Source organism: Magnetospirillum molischianum DSM 120 (assembly GCF_000294655.1).
Taxonomy (GTDB): domain Bacteria; phylum Pseudomonadota; class Alphaproteobacteria; order Rhodospirillales; family Magnetospirillaceae; genus Phaeospirillum; species Phaeospirillum molischianum.
On sequence record NZ_CAHP01000021.1, the window covers coordinates 119238 to 132082 of the forward strand.

At 62.6% G+C, this 12845-nt stretch carries 20 protein-coding genes; 11 read left to right on the top strand and 9 right to left on the bottom strand.

Annotated features, from left to right (window positions below):
* The first annotated feature begins 136 nt into the window (after positions 1-136).
* Together PHAMO_RS09565 and PHAMO_RS09570 are read left to right on the top strand one after the other, a co-directional pair.
* On the top strand, positions 137-346 hold the full coding sequence (locus PHAMO_RS09565) for a hypothetical protein (protein ID WP_002728816.1): 210 nt from the start codon (positions 137-139) through the stop codon (positions 344-346).
* A complete protein-coding gene (locus PHAMO_RS09570; protein WP_002728818.1) occupies positions 343-978 on the top strand; it encodes an HGGxSTG domain-containing protein in 636 nt (211 codons plus the stop codon). Before PHAMO_RS09565 ends, PHAMO_RS09570 begins: the two co-directional genes overlap by 4 nt.
* Here the strand turns inward: PHAMO_RS09570 and PHAMO_RS18995 are convergent.
* From PHAMO_RS18995 to PHAMO_RS09585, 3 genes are read right to left on the bottom strand one after another with little or no spacing between them, the layout of a single operon-like run.
* A complete protein-coding gene (locus PHAMO_RS18995; RefSeq protein WP_002728819.1) occupies positions 891-1646 on the bottom strand; it encodes an ImmA/IrrE family metallo-endopeptidase in 756 nt (251 codons plus the stop codon). The two genes, PHAMO_RS09570 and PHAMO_RS18995, sit on opposite strands and share 88 nt — an antisense overlap.
* Positions 1643-2080: a hypothetical protein gene (locus PHAMO_RS09580; RefSeq protein ID WP_002728820.1), complete on the bottom strand. Its 438-nt coding sequence runs from the start codon at positions 2078-2080 to the stop codon at positions 1643-1645. The genes PHAMO_RS18995 and PHAMO_RS09580 overlap by 4 nt, the downstream gene beginning before the upstream one ends.
* The gene (locus tag PHAMO_RS09585) at positions 2077-2559 is read right to left on the bottom strand and encodes an RNA polymerase sigma factor (RefSeq protein ID WP_162136955.1); all 483 of its coding nucleotides are present in this window, start codon (positions 2557-2559) and stop codon (positions 2077-2079) included. Before PHAMO_RS09585 ends, PHAMO_RS09580 begins: the two co-directional genes overlap by 4 nt.
* Positions 2560-2797: 238 nt before the next feature.
* Between PHAMO_RS09585 and PHAMO_RS09590 the strand changes: the two genes are divergently transcribed.
* Both PHAMO_RS09590 and PHAMO_RS09595 read left to right on the top strand, forming a co-directional pair.
* Positions 2798-3022, top strand: a complete 225-nt coding sequence (locus PHAMO_RS09590) for a DUF2188 domain-containing protein (protein WP_002728822.1) — start codon at positions 2798-2800, stop codon at positions 3020-3022.
* A gap of 59 nt (positions 3023-3081) precedes the next feature.
* Positions 3082-4200: a beta family protein gene (locus PHAMO_RS09595; RefSeq protein WP_002728823.1), complete on the top strand. Its 1119-nt coding sequence runs from the start codon at positions 3082-3084 to the stop codon at positions 4198-4200.
* A gap of 1 nt (position 4201) precedes the next feature.
* On the opposite strand, the gene PHAMO_RS18495 is transcribed toward PHAMO_RS09595, so the two are convergent.
* The 3 genes from PHAMO_RS18495 to PHAMO_RS09610 form a co-directional block, all read right to left on the bottom strand.
* The gene (locus tag PHAMO_RS18495; protein WP_002728824.1) at positions 4202-4822 is read right to left on the bottom strand and encodes a sce7726 family protein; all 621 of its coding nucleotides are present in this window, start codon (positions 4820-4822) and stop codon (positions 4202-4204) included.
* Between the two features lie 601 nt (positions 4823-5423).
* A complete protein-coding gene (locus tag PHAMO_RS20395; protein WP_002728827.1) occupies positions 5424-5825 on the bottom strand; it encodes a type II toxin-antitoxin system PemK/MazF family toxin in 402 nt (133 codons plus the stop codon).
* A gap of 4 nt (positions 5826-5829) precedes the next feature.
* Positions 5830-6078, bottom strand: a complete 249-nt coding sequence (locus PHAMO_RS09610; protein ID WP_002728828.1) for a helix-turn-helix domain-containing protein — start codon at positions 6076-6078, stop codon at positions 5830-5832.
* Between the two features lie 94 nt (positions 6079-6172).
* Between PHAMO_RS09610 and PHAMO_RS09615 the strand changes: the two genes are divergently transcribed.
* The 4 genes from PHAMO_RS09615 to PHAMO_RS09630 are packed head-to-tail and all read left to right on the top strand — an operon-like array spanning position 6173 to position 7383.
* Positions 6173-6442 carry a hypothetical protein gene (locus PHAMO_RS09615; RefSeq protein WP_002728829.1) on the top strand — a complete coding sequence of 90 codons (270 nt, stop codon included), beginning with the start codon at positions 6173-6175 and terminating at the stop codon, positions 6440-6442.
* Positions 6443-6455: 13 nt separating this feature from the next.
* A complete protein-coding gene (locus PHAMO_RS09620) occupies positions 6456-6821 on the top strand; it encodes a hypothetical protein (protein ID WP_002728830.1) in 366 nt (121 codons plus the stop codon).
* The gene (locus tag PHAMO_RS09625; protein ID WP_002728831.1) at positions 6818-7084 is read left to right on the top strand and encodes a hypothetical protein; all 267 of its coding nucleotides are present in this window, start codon (positions 6818-6820) and stop codon (positions 7082-7084) included. Before PHAMO_RS09620 ends, PHAMO_RS09625 begins: the two co-directional genes overlap by 4 nt.
* Positions 7081-7383 carry a hypothetical protein gene (locus PHAMO_RS09630; RefSeq protein ID WP_002728833.1) on the top strand — a complete coding sequence of 101 codons (303 nt, stop codon included), beginning with the start codon at positions 7081-7083 and terminating at the stop codon, positions 7381-7383. The genes PHAMO_RS09625 and PHAMO_RS09630 overlap by 4 nt, the downstream gene beginning before the upstream one ends.
* A 588-nt stretch (positions 7384-7971) precedes the next feature.
* On the opposite strand, the gene PHAMO_RS09635 is transcribed toward PHAMO_RS09630, so the two are convergent.
* The 3 genes from PHAMO_RS09635 to PHAMO_RS09645 form a co-directional block, all read right to left on the bottom strand.
* Positions 7972-8865 (bottom strand): LysR family transcriptional regulator, encoded by an 894-nt coding sequence (locus PHAMO_RS09635; protein WP_002728836.1) that lies wholly within the window; start codon positions 8863-8865, stop codon positions 7972-7974.
* Positions 8866-9064: 199 nt separating this feature from the next.
* Complete coding sequence (gene trxB / locus PHAMO_RS09640) at positions 9065-10012, bottom strand: thioredoxin-disulfide reductase (RefSeq protein ID WP_002728838.1); 948 nt, start codon at positions 10010-10012, stop codon at positions 9065-9067.
* Positions 10013-10102: 90 nt separating this feature from the next.
* Positions 10103-10726, bottom strand: a complete 624-nt coding sequence (locus PHAMO_RS09645) for a peroxiredoxin (protein ID WP_002728840.1) — start codon at positions 10724-10726, stop codon at positions 10103-10105.
* A 231-nt stretch (positions 10727-10957) separates the two neighbouring features.
* Between PHAMO_RS09645 and PHAMO_RS09650 the strand changes: the two genes are divergently transcribed.
* Genes PHAMO_RS09650 through PHAMO_RS09660 form a run of 3 tightly spaced genes read left to right on the top strand, consistent with a single transcriptional unit; the run spans position 10958 to position 12742 of the window.
* Positions 10958-11884 (top strand): thioredoxin family protein, encoded by a 927-nt coding sequence (locus tag PHAMO_RS09650; protein ID WP_002728842.1) that lies wholly within the window; start codon positions 10958-10960, stop codon positions 11882-11884.
* Complete coding sequence (locus PHAMO_RS09655) at positions 11884-12528, top strand: LON peptidase substrate-binding domain-containing protein (RefSeq protein WP_002728844.1); 645 nt, start codon at positions 11884-11886, stop codon at positions 12526-12528. The genes PHAMO_RS09650 and PHAMO_RS09655 overlap by 1 nt, the downstream gene beginning before the upstream one ends.
* A 13-nt stretch (positions 12529-12541) precedes the next feature.
* On the top strand, positions 12542-12742 hold the full coding sequence (locus PHAMO_RS09660; protein ID WP_002728848.1) for a Trm112 family protein: 201 nt from the start codon (positions 12542-12544) through the stop codon (positions 12740-12742).
* The last annotated feature ends 103 nt before the right edge of the window (positions 12743-12845 follow it).

Consider the following 12845-nt stretch of genomic DNA (forward strand, 5'->3'; position numbering starts at 1 on the left):
CAGCCCCAGGGCGGGCGAAGCATCCCGGCCCGCCAACGTAGCAAGGAACAGAACATGCCGTTAAAGGGCCTGAAACGGGAAACTAGGGCCATGTCCAGTTTGGACAGCGCCACTCCCATCATCACGAGGTGAACCGATGACCGAATCGTATCCCCCCTCCGATCTGTCCCAGGTGCTGGGCGAGGCGGGCCGGGGCGATTGGAAGGCCACCGACACCCACGCGGTCCAGCGGATGATGCCCTATCAGAACCTGTTCTATCTGCGGCAAATGTTCGACGCGGCGGAAGAGGGTATCAACGAGGCGTTCGGGGTGCCGCCGACGCCGAAGAAGGTCGCGGCGCGGTGAACAAGGCCATGTATCTGTCGCCCCGCTGTGGCGCGAAGACCCGGGCCGGAACCCCCTGCCAGTCTCCCGCGATGGCGAACGGACGGTGCCGGATGCATGGCGGCACCTCCCCCGGTGCCCCCAAGGGCGAGGCGAACGGCAACTGGCGGCACGGCGCCTATGTCGCGGAACGGTTCCTACGCTGGGCCGCTCAGGGGATGCGGGGTAAGGGGGCTGCGGCGCGGGCCTGGGAGCAAGAGTTCCTGGCCCTGCCTTCCGACGAACGGGCGGCGGTGCTGGAAGGGGTGGCGATGCTCCGCGCCTTCCACGCCCACCGCGCCGCCTCGGCCGATCTGCCCGCCGAAGGGATCGACCAGTTGGACACGATCTTCAATCGCAACGCCCGGACGGTAGCGACCATCGCCCGCGCCCGGTTGGTGCTGGCTCTGGCTGCGGCCGAGGGCGTGACAATGCCCGGCGATCAGGAACCAGAGGCCGACCAATGCGGGGACGCGACCAGCGAGGCGGAACGGATCGAGCGGTTGCTGGCGGTGCTGGAGGAAGATCAGCTCAGAAGTGCAGACTCCTCAACCACCAGCAACGCGACGATCTCGTCGTCAGTGACGCGGTACGATTCCTCCACCACGTCGTAGCGGTCCACCCAGTGCCCGTCGAACCAGTAGTCCGCCTTTACCCGGACGCGGCGGGACGATTTCGCCTCACCGTAGAGGACATCGAAGGCCGGAGAGCGGTCGTCGAGCTCATCGCGTAGGCGTCGGGCGATGCGGGGGTTGGCCTTGGCCCATTTCCGGCGCCCCTGCGCGTGGCAGATGACAGCGAGCGGCGTCGGGTGGTACTGGACGAACCGAAGCGCGGTCGCCGTTATGCTGACGCGGAAGTCGTTAGCCACGGTACGGACGGCCTCCAAAGAAGGCGTCCTTACCTCGGAGATCGGCGCCTTGACCATGAAGGGGGGCAGCACAAGGTCTGCGGCGTAGCCGTCTGCGACCTTCTCCACTTGGTTGGCAATGCGCGGTCCGCCGCCGATGTCCTCGGGTCGGCATACAAATGACTGACCACGATGGTGGTGCCAATGTCCCAGTTCGTGCGCCAGCGAGAAGCGGGCGCGGTGCAAACCGCGTCTGCGGTCGATAGTGACTACTGCGGTGTCACCGCGGCCAATAATCCTCGCCTCACAGCTCACTAGATTCCTATAGCGGACGGTGACGTCGCGGGACGCTGCCACCTCTTCGAGTTCGATGTCGCGGGGAGCGAGCATCCCGAGTTCCAGGAGAAGCATCTCAGCGGGCGAGAAGCTCATGCGTGTTTATCCATGTCGAAGTCGAAGCCGAGGCGTGCAAGGTCGTCGAGGAGGCCGTCGAGTTCCTCTTCCGTAATCGCTTCTCCCTTCCGCGCGGCGAGCGTCAGCTTGTCCGTCACACGGCGGTCGGCGATCAACTGGTCGAACAGCCGCTTCTTGTCCGCAAACGACAGAATTTTTACCTCGGCGGGTGCCTCCGTCGCAGCGCGTGAGCCGCGCGCGGCTGCCCGTGCCCGGACCTTTTCGCGGAGTCGACGTCCGCTGCCGACGATGGCGGCGTTGATGGTTATGGTGGCGTCAGCGACCGCAGCCGCGACACCGCCGAGTTCCTGCTCCGCTTCGACCAGCAGATCGTCGTCCGAGATCGCCATGAGGTCGAAGACCAAGTCGTCGAGCAGTTCCTCAAGCCTGTTCGTCGCGTTGGTGTTGGTCATGGCTTCCATCCCTTTGGAAAATGTTTGGCCACCCGCCGACGGATGCGCCGAAGGGCCGTGTCGTAGGTCGTCTGGTTCATCCCGAAAGCGGCTTTGATCTCGGCGGGAGTCATGCCATCGACGCGCCCCATCAGCACCGCCTGCGCCTCGTCGTCGTCTCCGAACATGTCTACGATCACCTCGTTGAGGCGGGCACAGGCGTCGTTGGACGCGGCCTCCTGCTCTGGTGTTGGCGTCGGTGACGGGACGGTGTCTTCCATCTGCACCAGTTCAGCCTCTTTGGCGACCGCACGAAGGCGCTTTCGGGACGCCCAGGCAATGCTGCGCATCACCTGCATCAGGCAGGCTACAAACGGCTGGTCGGATGGTACCGTCCGCTGGCCGTCCAGGATACGCCGGATGGCCTCCTGGAGGAGGTCGTCCGGGCCGTAATCGGTCCCGAGACAACGGAGCCGTGCACCCCTGGTGAGACGGAACAAGTCCGCCTGACTGAGCGCCTTCAAGCGCGCGATAATTTCAGACCGTTCTAGCAACATCACCCCCGCATGGCGACGCCCATTTGACCAGGAATGCCCCTAAGCGGATCGGTCGCGGACAGCGCCATGAAATTTTTCCACGACATGTCCGCGACTAGTTCTGCATGGAGCATTAACCGTTGAAGGCCGTGAGAGGGCGGCCGCACCTCCAGTCATTATTGCCACGAAAGGAACAGTTTTAATGTCTAAGCGCAACCAACATGTGGTGCCGCACAACGGGAAATGGGCCGTCCGCGGCGCGGGAGCATCCCGCGTGACGTCGGTTCACGAGACCCAGCGGGTGGCCATCGACCGTGGCCGCGAGATTTCCCGCAACCAGGGCAGCGAACTGCTCATCCACGGGCGCAACGGCCAGATCCGCGAACGCGACTCGCACGGCAACGACCCCTTTCCGCCCAAGGGCTGAATGACGAGGCGCGCGCCCATGATGGGTAACCTAATCGCCGTACTGGCAAGGAGAAAACTTTGAGAACCTTGGACTTCAAGTCGTTTCCCTACGTCCCGGCCTTGCGCTCGCGGGATTCCGAGAAACTGGCCTTCCAGTCGCTGCCGGAAAGCTACCAGAACCGCCTGCTCCCGCTGGTAACCCTTTTCCGCAGCGGCAACGGGACGGATTTCGGGATGCCGTTGAGCAAAGCGACGCGCATGGTCGGTGGGCGCCCGTTCATCCTTGACATCGACCGTATTCAGGCACAGGTGTCCCGCACGGCCGACCAAGACATCATCGACGCGGCGAGGGCGTTCAACTCGACACTGAATGCGCTCACGGCGCCAACGGGCGGGTTCTCAGCGTGGCGGGATTTTGTCGACGCCGTCCCCAACGCCGTGCCGTGTGCCGTCATCGGCGGGACGGTCAAGGAGTTCATCTCCCAGGTCCGTGCCATCCTCGCCAGCAAGGGGAAGATTGCCATCCGGACGTCTGGTTCCAACGCCGAGATGGAGCACGTTCTCGCCGCGCTGCGGGCGGTTCCCGACGTCACGGACGTACTCCTCATCGTGGATCTCGGCGACGTGCGCGGTCGGGTCGCCCGGGCGGTTCAGGTCTTTGAGGTAACGCGCAGCCGGTTGGTCGCGGCCTTGCCGTTGGATTGGCCCTTCCTTTCCCTCGTCTGCCTCGGAACCAGCTTCCCGTTCGAGACCCCGCCCGCAGGCGTCACGCCGCTGGACATTGAGGAGGCGGACGTCTTTGACGCAATCGGGGGCTTCGCGGTGGCGCAGTACGGCGACTACGCGGGCATGCCAGTGCGCCCGCAGAAGGGTGGTGGCATGGGTTATCCCCGCATCGTCGGCCCCACAGATCGGGAGTGGATACAGTCTCGCGGCCAGAACATCGGGGCGCTGAAGGAGTACATTTCGTGCGCCGATGAGCTCAAGAAGGCGGGATGGGCAAACATTCCTGGGCTGTGGGGTTCTGATCGCATCGACGCGGCGGCCGCAGGTAACATCGCCAACATGGGCAATGCGGCGAAATGGCTAGCGGTGAAGATGAACATTCACCTCTATCGCCAGCTAGATCGCGTGTCCGCTCTGGCAGAAACCCCCCAGCCCAACGCCTACGATGACGAGATGCCGGACAACGATTGAGTCAGTTGCCCAGCGCAGCGACCAGCCTCTCACCGCGCGCCCGAAAACGCGCCTTCAAAGAGGCCATGGCCACCGAGCGGAGGATAGACGGCCGGATCGCTGCGATCCGCTGACGGAGGATGTAGGCGTATTCCTCCTTCTGGAATGGCACGCGACCGCGCTCGAACGCTGCTTCAATGTCCTCCCTGAGCAGGAACGACGCGAGCGCCGAGGGCTCCTTGACCGTGACGATCCGGCCTAACCGCTTCTGCCGAACAGTGCCGTCCGAGCCCACCCGGTAGACGCCGACGCGGCCTTCACCAACCTCATCGACAACAGCGTCGACCTTGTCGAGGTGGCGGTCGCCGCAGACTACCCCGACATTGTCGAAGTGGCGCATCATGCGCCGGATCTGGTCGGGGAGCCGGTCGAGTTTGTCGGCGTCGCTCTTGATCTCGAAGGCATGCAGGTGGCCGTTGAACAGCGCTATATCCACCCGTCCACGCCACGAATCGACGACCATTTCGCTCGCCGGTACGGGGTCCGACCTCCAGTGGCGGCTCCCGACTAGGTAGCGCAAGAACGCCTTCTTCACGTCTGCGGCCGGGCCGCCGCCGAATGGGTCGAAATCACAGCGATCCATGCAAGAAACGTAGCGCTCTCAAATATTCAGGAATCGAGCCCGCATGAGGCTTCATGCCCATACTCGCATCTGGTACAGGCAGGATGCAAGGTCGGCAGCACCTGGGTATTGGTTGCCCAGGACAGGAACAGGCCAGAGAACCACCTTTCGATTCCCCCAGGGATGGCCGGATCTATAGCAGGTTCTTGGCGGGGAGGTTCGGGCGTTGGCAGAGGGGGCGGCGGATCGTAGCCCCCCGCATGTTCCACCAATACCGAAGCCCGCTGGCAATGCCGCCCTGGTCACGCTCCTCAGACTCGCTTCCGGCCATGACGCCACCCCGCGACAGCTTGGAATGGGCAATGATTGCCTGAATTCTACTGAGCGTAAAGCCTCCCGAAAGTGGGACGGTCGGTCCGGTTGCAGCTATCGACAGGAACCCGAACACCCGGGCTTCAGCCACACGGGGTCGGAAACGACAAAGGCCCCACCGTTGCCAGCGGGGCCTATCTGAGCCTCAGGAAGCTTGTCATCGCTTAGACCCCGAGGCTGCCGCCGAAGCGGTCTTCCAAGCCCGATGCCGAAGCAGCGCGGGAACATGATTAATATCGTCCAATCTGGACTAATTGTCCATTAATCCGAGGGCGACACGCACACATTGCTGGATGGCTTGCAGATCGTCAGCAGGCATCTGAAATGTGCAATAGCCCCGTTTTCCCCCTTCGCCGCGAACCTTGATCCGATCAAGTCGGGCCAAGCTGACGGTGGAAAGCATATCGCATTTCGCCCACATCGGACTGCGAGCAGGTGGGTAGGCTCCGGATGATAAGAGGTGGTGGTAACGCTCCAAAGGTGAGGGCTCGGTACTGCTCAACGGGACCACCGTGCAAAGGCCCAGTCGATTTCTGAAGCGTGGTGACACGATCACGACAGGGCGGACCTTCACCATTTCCGGCGGCACGAAGCCCGTTCCAAAGTCGCAAATGACGATGGTCCCCGTGGGCGGATGGAACGTCAAAGGCATGACGTCACTCGCCCCCCTTCAGCCGCACGCCGGGACCGCCGCTGCCTTGATAGTCACCGGCAGGGATGAAAACGGCACCAGCGGCTTCGAGAGCGGCCTGAACCTTCTCGGCATTACCGGCGCTGCTTCGCTCCAAGCCGAGCTTCTCCATACGTTGGATCGTCGGAAGAGAAAGCTCGGATGCTGCGGCAAGGTCTTTCTGCTCCCACCCCAGGAACAGGCGAGCCACTTTGATCTGCGTTGAGGAAATCATGTTCCATCCATAACGTATGATGTTTGAAACTTGACGCATGGAACGTCATAAGTTATGTATTAAACATAACGAACGACATCCGAGGCATCAAGCCATGTTCATCGACCGCCGCACCCTGTTCCTCGAAGCCTGGAAGCAAGCCCGCCGGATTCGCAGCCGGTACCGCAACCTCCGGACCGCCTTCGCCGCCGCGCTGCGCACCACCTGGGAACTGGTCCGGGCGTTCGCTGCCGAGGAAGCCCGCCGTCCCACCCCGAAGCCTGCTCCCGTCGTCCGGAAGTGGGAAGACGAGAACCCCTATCGCGCCCGTGCCGTCGCCGCCCGCAAGGCCCGGCTGGGAAGCTACGTCGTCAATTGCTGGTAAGGAGCCAACCGTCATGGACTGCCATAATGCTGGCGGCAATGCCGCCCCCTTGCACACCGCTTCTCTGCCGATCACCCTCGATACCCTGATCGGGCTTGACGCGATCGTCGGCAAGATCAAGCCGAACAGCACCGAACACCGCGCCTTTGATGCCTTGTCCACCGTTGTGCGGCACGGGATCAAGGCGATCCTCGACCGCCCTGCCGCGAATGAACTGGTGCTGTGCTGGAAGCTGCGCCAGATCGGCGGCGAGATCGACACCGTTCCGGGCGAATCGTTCGAGGTTGACGACGAAGACCGCCGCCGCCTGTCCATTCTGGTCGCCGATTTGAAGCGGTTCGGGTTGGTCCCCGGTGCCAAGGGGAGGGCCGCAGCATGAGCGCCGCCAACGCCCCGTCCAAGGCGACGAAAAGAGTTATCCCCCATTCGGACATTCTCGCGATCGAGGCTATCCTTCACGACCTGTTCGGCGTGTCCAACATCATCGACAGTTTGGCTGTTGCCGCCGAGGGCGACTTCGCGCCGGACCCTCGCGCCCTCGGGTTCATTGGTTGGAATCTGCGGTCCCTGGTCAACGAGTTGGCCGACCGCTGCGATATCGACCTGGACCGCGCTAACGATGAGCGGAGGGCCACAGCATGAGCCGCGCACAGACCAATCCCCAGGCCGTGACGGCGACCGATCCGGCCGCCCTCGAATTCCGCCTTCAGGTGGAAGCGATCGCCATCGACCTGAAGAGCATGACCGAGGCCGCCGCAGGACTGGCCGAACTGGTGGCGAACAGTTGCCGGAGCGCCGAGACGAACAGCAGCGTCTCGTTCGGTCCCTGGCGCGGTCTGGAATGGGTGCTGGACCGTCTGTCCGCCAGCGTTCGGGATTTGGAGGCGCTGGCCGAAGCGCAATTCCCCAAGGCGACCGAGAGCGGGAGGGCTGCGCGATGAGCGTTCGAGCCAGCATTGCGGCCGCCCTGATGCGGTTGGCCCGCGCCATCAACCCGCCCCGGGTTGTTCGCGTCACCACCACCTGATCCCGCGCCACCATGGTGCCAAGACCTGCCGTTTTCTAAACGGCTGCTATTTCACATCGTGAATCGGACACTGACGGGGGCGGCTCAATCCGGGGTCGCCCCTGCTGAGAGGCTATTTCTGCTCGCCGATGTTCGCGCATGATCGCGGCCCACCGATCAAAAACGGCCCAACAGCGGCCCACAGCTTGCGCGCTGTCTGCTTCGACGCCTTCCGGAAAACCGCTAACCCATTGATAAAAAAACCCCCGGAACAAGTCCGGGGGCAAAGTCAAACAGGGAGGCTTCACGTCTAGGAGACGTAGGGATCCTAAGACCCCCTACCCGAACCTGAGTCCGGGAACGAGACGGCGGAAAACCGCCGAAACTCGAAAACTCACTGCACCGCAGCCAGTCATGATGACTTATCTAAGGCAAGTCGATGTGACCAACCATTCAAAATATCTCGGCCTGGGCATGCGGCTAACGCATAACTCAAACACAAGAAGAAATTCCCCCTCTGACCTCAGTGCGATTCCGCGATTTTAGTTAAAAGAAAATCGCGGAAAGCGGTAATCCTGCGTGAATGACGTAGCTCTTCGGGATAGACGAAGTACGCATCAAACTTTGGACCGGCGATATCGGGCAAAACCTGGATCAGATTGTCTGCCGGACTGATCATGTAGTCTGGCATCGCCCCCAGGCCCAGGCCACTTTTGACGGCCCGGAAGATGCCATAGAGGTTGTTGACCTCCAGCACCGGAGAGCGCGGACGATCCGGGGTCGCCCCTGACTCCAGAAGCCAATTGACATTAGCCACCGGGGCCGACATCCGCGCATCGTCGCCAAAGACGATGATGCGATGGTGATCGAGATCGGCGGCACTCTCGGGCTTGCCGTATTCGTTGATGTATTCGGGCGACGCGAAAACGCTGTAGCTCATCGTCAGCAGGTGGCGCTGAACCAGATCGGGCTGACGCGGCGGCATCATCCGAATGGCGACATCGGCTTCGCGCATCGCCAGATCCAGTTCGCCGTCATACAGCACCAGCGAAACCGCGATATCGGGATAGAGGTCCAGGAAATCCTTGATCCTGGGCGTCAACCACAACGAGCCGAAAGCGACGGTGGTGGTGATCTTCAGCGGCCCCTGGGCACGCTCGCGACTTTCGGTCAGCAACGCCTCGGTCATCGCTAATTTTGAAAAGACGTCGCGAGCGGTCTTGTAGAGCAATTCCCCCTGCTCGGTCAGGATCAATCCCCGCGCATGGCGGTGAAACAGCGGCAGATTGAGGCTTTCCTCAAGCGCGCTGATCTGTCGGCTGACGGCGGACTGGCTCAGGTTGAGCACCTCCCCGGCATGCGTGAAGCTACCGGCTTCGGCGACGGCATGAAAAACCCTCAGCTTGTCCCAGTCCATGGCGACGCGACGACTCCTCCCGGCGGGGGCCTTGGACAACGCCCCCGAGCCTCGCCCCCGACTCCCGCGCGGACCTTAAGGGGGCCGGAAGACGGGATCGGGGCGCGAGGCGATGGTTTTGTGGGCCGATTCAGTGGAGGAAGGTCACCCCCGACCCTCCGTCCCGCTCAATCCCCGTTCCCTACTGTGCCGCAGCCAATCAATTATGTCCATGCAGGGCGAGAAAGCGTTCCGCTTCCAGCGCCGCCATGCAACCAGTTCCGGCGGCGGTAACCGCCTGACGGTAGATTTTGTCCTGCACGTCACCCGCAGCGAACACACCAGGGATGTTGGTCGCGGTCGAACCGGGAACGGTGACCAGATAACCTTCGTCGTCCATCGACAGCGCGCCGGTGAACAGACCGGTGTTCGGGGTGTGGCCGATCGCAACGAACACGCCTTCGACCGCCAGATCGCTGATCGCGCCGGTCTTGATATTCTTCAGTCGAACGCCAGTGACCGAGGTCGGCTGATCGCTTCCGACGATTTCATCGACAACGCTGTCCCACACCACGTTGATCTTGGGATTAGCGAACAGACGCTCCTGAGCGATCCGTTCGGCGCGAAGGCTGTCGCGGCGATGGATCAGGGTGACTTTCGACGCGATCCCGGACAGATAAATCGCCTCTTCCACCGCGGAATTGCCGCCGCCGATTACCGCGACCTCACGCCCCCGGAAGAAGAAACCGTCGCAGGTGGCGCAGGCGGAAACGCCAAAGCCCGAGAATTTCTTCTCGCTTTCGATTCCCAGCCACCGAGCCGTCGCCCCGGTGCAGACGATGACGGTATCGCCGGAATAGGTATCGCCGGAATCGCCGACCGCCTGGAACGGACGCTTGGTCAGATCGATCGAGACGATCAAATCGTCAAGGAAGCGGGTTCCGACGTGCTCGGCCTGCTGCTGCATCTGCTCCATCAGCCACGGGCCTTGAACCGCCTGGGCGAAGCCAGGGAAGTTTTCGACATCGGTGGTGATGGTCAGCTGCCCGCCCGGCTGCAATCCGGCCACCAGCATCGGCTCGAGATTGGCTCGCGCCGCATAGATCGCGGCGGTGCATCCCGCCGGTCCAGAACCGAGGATAAGAACCTTGCTATGATGATGCGCCATGGACGTCTGGTTCCCGACCGTTTGAGCTCGTTTGATGGTATCAGCATACGAAGAGGGCGCGCCGCCGACAAGCGGCGCGCCCGGCTCCGATTACAGCTCGGCACCGTGCGAGGCGAGATAATCGGCCACGCCCTTCGCGTCGGCTTTCATCCCGGCCTTGCCCTTGCTCCAACCGGCGGGGCAAACCTCGCCATGCTCTTCGTGGAACTGAAGGGCATCGACCAGACGCAACGCCTCATCGACATTGCGGCCCAGCGGCAGGTTGTTAACGTGCTGGGACTGCACCACGCCGTTTTTATCGATCAGGAAGGTCCCCCGCAGCGCGACACCGCCGGGCAACAGCACGCCATAATTGCGGGCGATCTCTTTGGTCAAGTCGGCGACCAGCGGGAAGCGGACCTGCCCCAGGCCGCCCTTTTCCACCGGAGTATTACGCCAAGCGAGGTGAGTGAATTGCGAATCGACGCTGACCGCGATCAATTTAGTGTTGCGCTCGGCAAAGGCGGCGGCGCGGTGATCGTGGGCCAGGATTTCCGACGGGCAGACGAAGGTGAAGTCGAGCGGGTAGAAGAACAACACCCCGTAAGAGCCCTTCAGATACGAAGACAGAGTGAACGCTTCATCGATCTCGTTATCGGGCAGCACTGCCGCGGCGGTGAAATCAGGCGCGGGGTGGCCGACCAGGACGGACGGCACGGCGATCGCTTCAGACATTCTCGGGTCTCCCTCGTTTGGGCTGAATGAAATCTTATGCCGTGCAGATTATACGGTCTTTCGGCGCCGCGCAATATGGAATGATTATAACTCAAGATTAGGCTGCAACCCTCACCACCGAGACGGATTGGTGACCCGCTCCGGTCGCAAACATCAGAGATGCTTGCCAGCCGCGCGGCGAAAGTCCATCTATTGTAGGGTCTTTCGGCGCATCAGGAACGAGCAGAAACCATGGATCTTCTTTTCTCTTCCGGCAGTTCCAAAACGGGACGGACCGGAGCGGCCGATGGCCAGGATCTCATCAAAGAGAGCAACACCGCAGGCTTCCGCGCCGACGTAATCGAGGCGTCGATGAAGGCCGTGGTGCTGGTCGATTTCTGGGCGCCCTGGTGCGGCCCGTGCAAACAGCTTGGCCCGGCACTGGAAAAGGTCGTGCGCGAGGCCAAAGGCGCGGCTCGGCTGGTCAAAATCAACGTCGATGCCAACCAGCAACTGGCGGCACAGCTTCGGGTCCAGTCGGTACCGATGGTCTATGCCTTCAAGGACGGACGCCCGGTCGATGCCTTCACCGGCGCTTTGCCGGAAAGCGAGTTGCGCGCCTTCCTCAAGGCTCTGATCGGCCCGGTCGGCCCCAATATCGACGAGATCGTCACCGAGGCCCGCACCTTGTTAACCGATGGCGACGCAACCACCGCCGCCGGCTTGTTTCAGCAGGTATTGCAGGCAGAGCCGGAGCACCCCGCCGCCCTGGCCGGGTTGCTGCGTTGTCTGATCGCGGTCGGGGAAAGCGCCCAGGCCGAAGAAATGATCGCCAGTCTGCCGCCCGAACTGGCCCGCCATTCCGAGCTGACCGCCGTCGCCACCGCGCTGGAATTGGCCCGCAGGGCGTCGGAAATCGGCGAGACCGAGGGGTTGCTGCGGCAGGTTGAAGCCAATCCCGACGATCATCAGGCCCGGTTCGATCTGGCCCTGGCCTGCTTCGCCGAGAACCAGCCCGAAGCGGCGATCGACGCATTGCTGGAGCTGTTCCGTCGCGACCGCACCTGGAACGACGGCGCTGCCCGCGCCGAATTGGTCAAACTGTTCGAAGCTCTGGGGTCGGCACACCCGGCGGTGTCGGCGGGACGGCGACGGCTATCGTCGCTGATGTTCTCGTGATGGCGCGGGCCGGCCTCCCTCCCCTGCCCCCGGTGGTGCCGGTCTTTGCGGTGCCGGGGACAATTCTGCTCCCCGGCGGCGCATTACCGCTGATCGTGTTCGAGGCGCGCTATCTGGCCCTGATCGACGATTGCCTGGGCGAAGGACGGATGCTGGCCCTGGTTCAGCCCCGCACCGAACCCGGCGGCCCGGTCAGCGGATTGTATGCGACCGGCTGCGTCGGACGGATCACGACCTTCGTCGAAACCGGAGATGGGCGCTATCTGATCACCGTGACCGGCATGGCGCGCTTTCACTTGCGCGGCGAAAGCGAAGGCCGTTCCGGCTATCGCCGGGTGATGGCGGACTATTCCTCTTTCTCCAGCGATCTGACCGACGGCGACAGCGCCCCGATCGACCGCCAACCGCTTCTGGCGGTACTGCGGCGCTATCTGACGGGGCACGGGATGGGGGCGGATCTGGCTGAACTGGAAAAAGCCGACGATACAGAATTGACGGTGCGGCTGGCCATGGCTTGCCCATTCAGCCCGGACGAGAAGCAGGCGTTACTGGAAGCTCCCGACAATGCCGAACGCTGCCGCCTGATGACCGCGCTGATCCAGAAGGAATTGCTGACCGAGTGTGTCAGCACCTCGATTCACTGACAGGAGTATAAAGATGCCCGACCGTTCGTCCTCTTTCGATCCCAAGCTGCTGGAAATCCTGGTCGCACCGGGAACGCACGCGCCGTTGCGCTACGATGCGGGTCGCCAGGAACTGATCGATGACAAAGCCGGTCTGGCCTATCCGATTCGCGACGGCATTCCGATCATGCTGGCCGACGAGGCCCGCGTACTCGAATCCGGCAGCAACGGCTGAACCGACGGTAAGGTTATAGCGCATAAAACGAGCAAAGCGGCGGGCGACAGCCCACAAATCGGGCAAACCGTCCCGCCGCCTTTGTCTCGTTGTACAAAAAAGA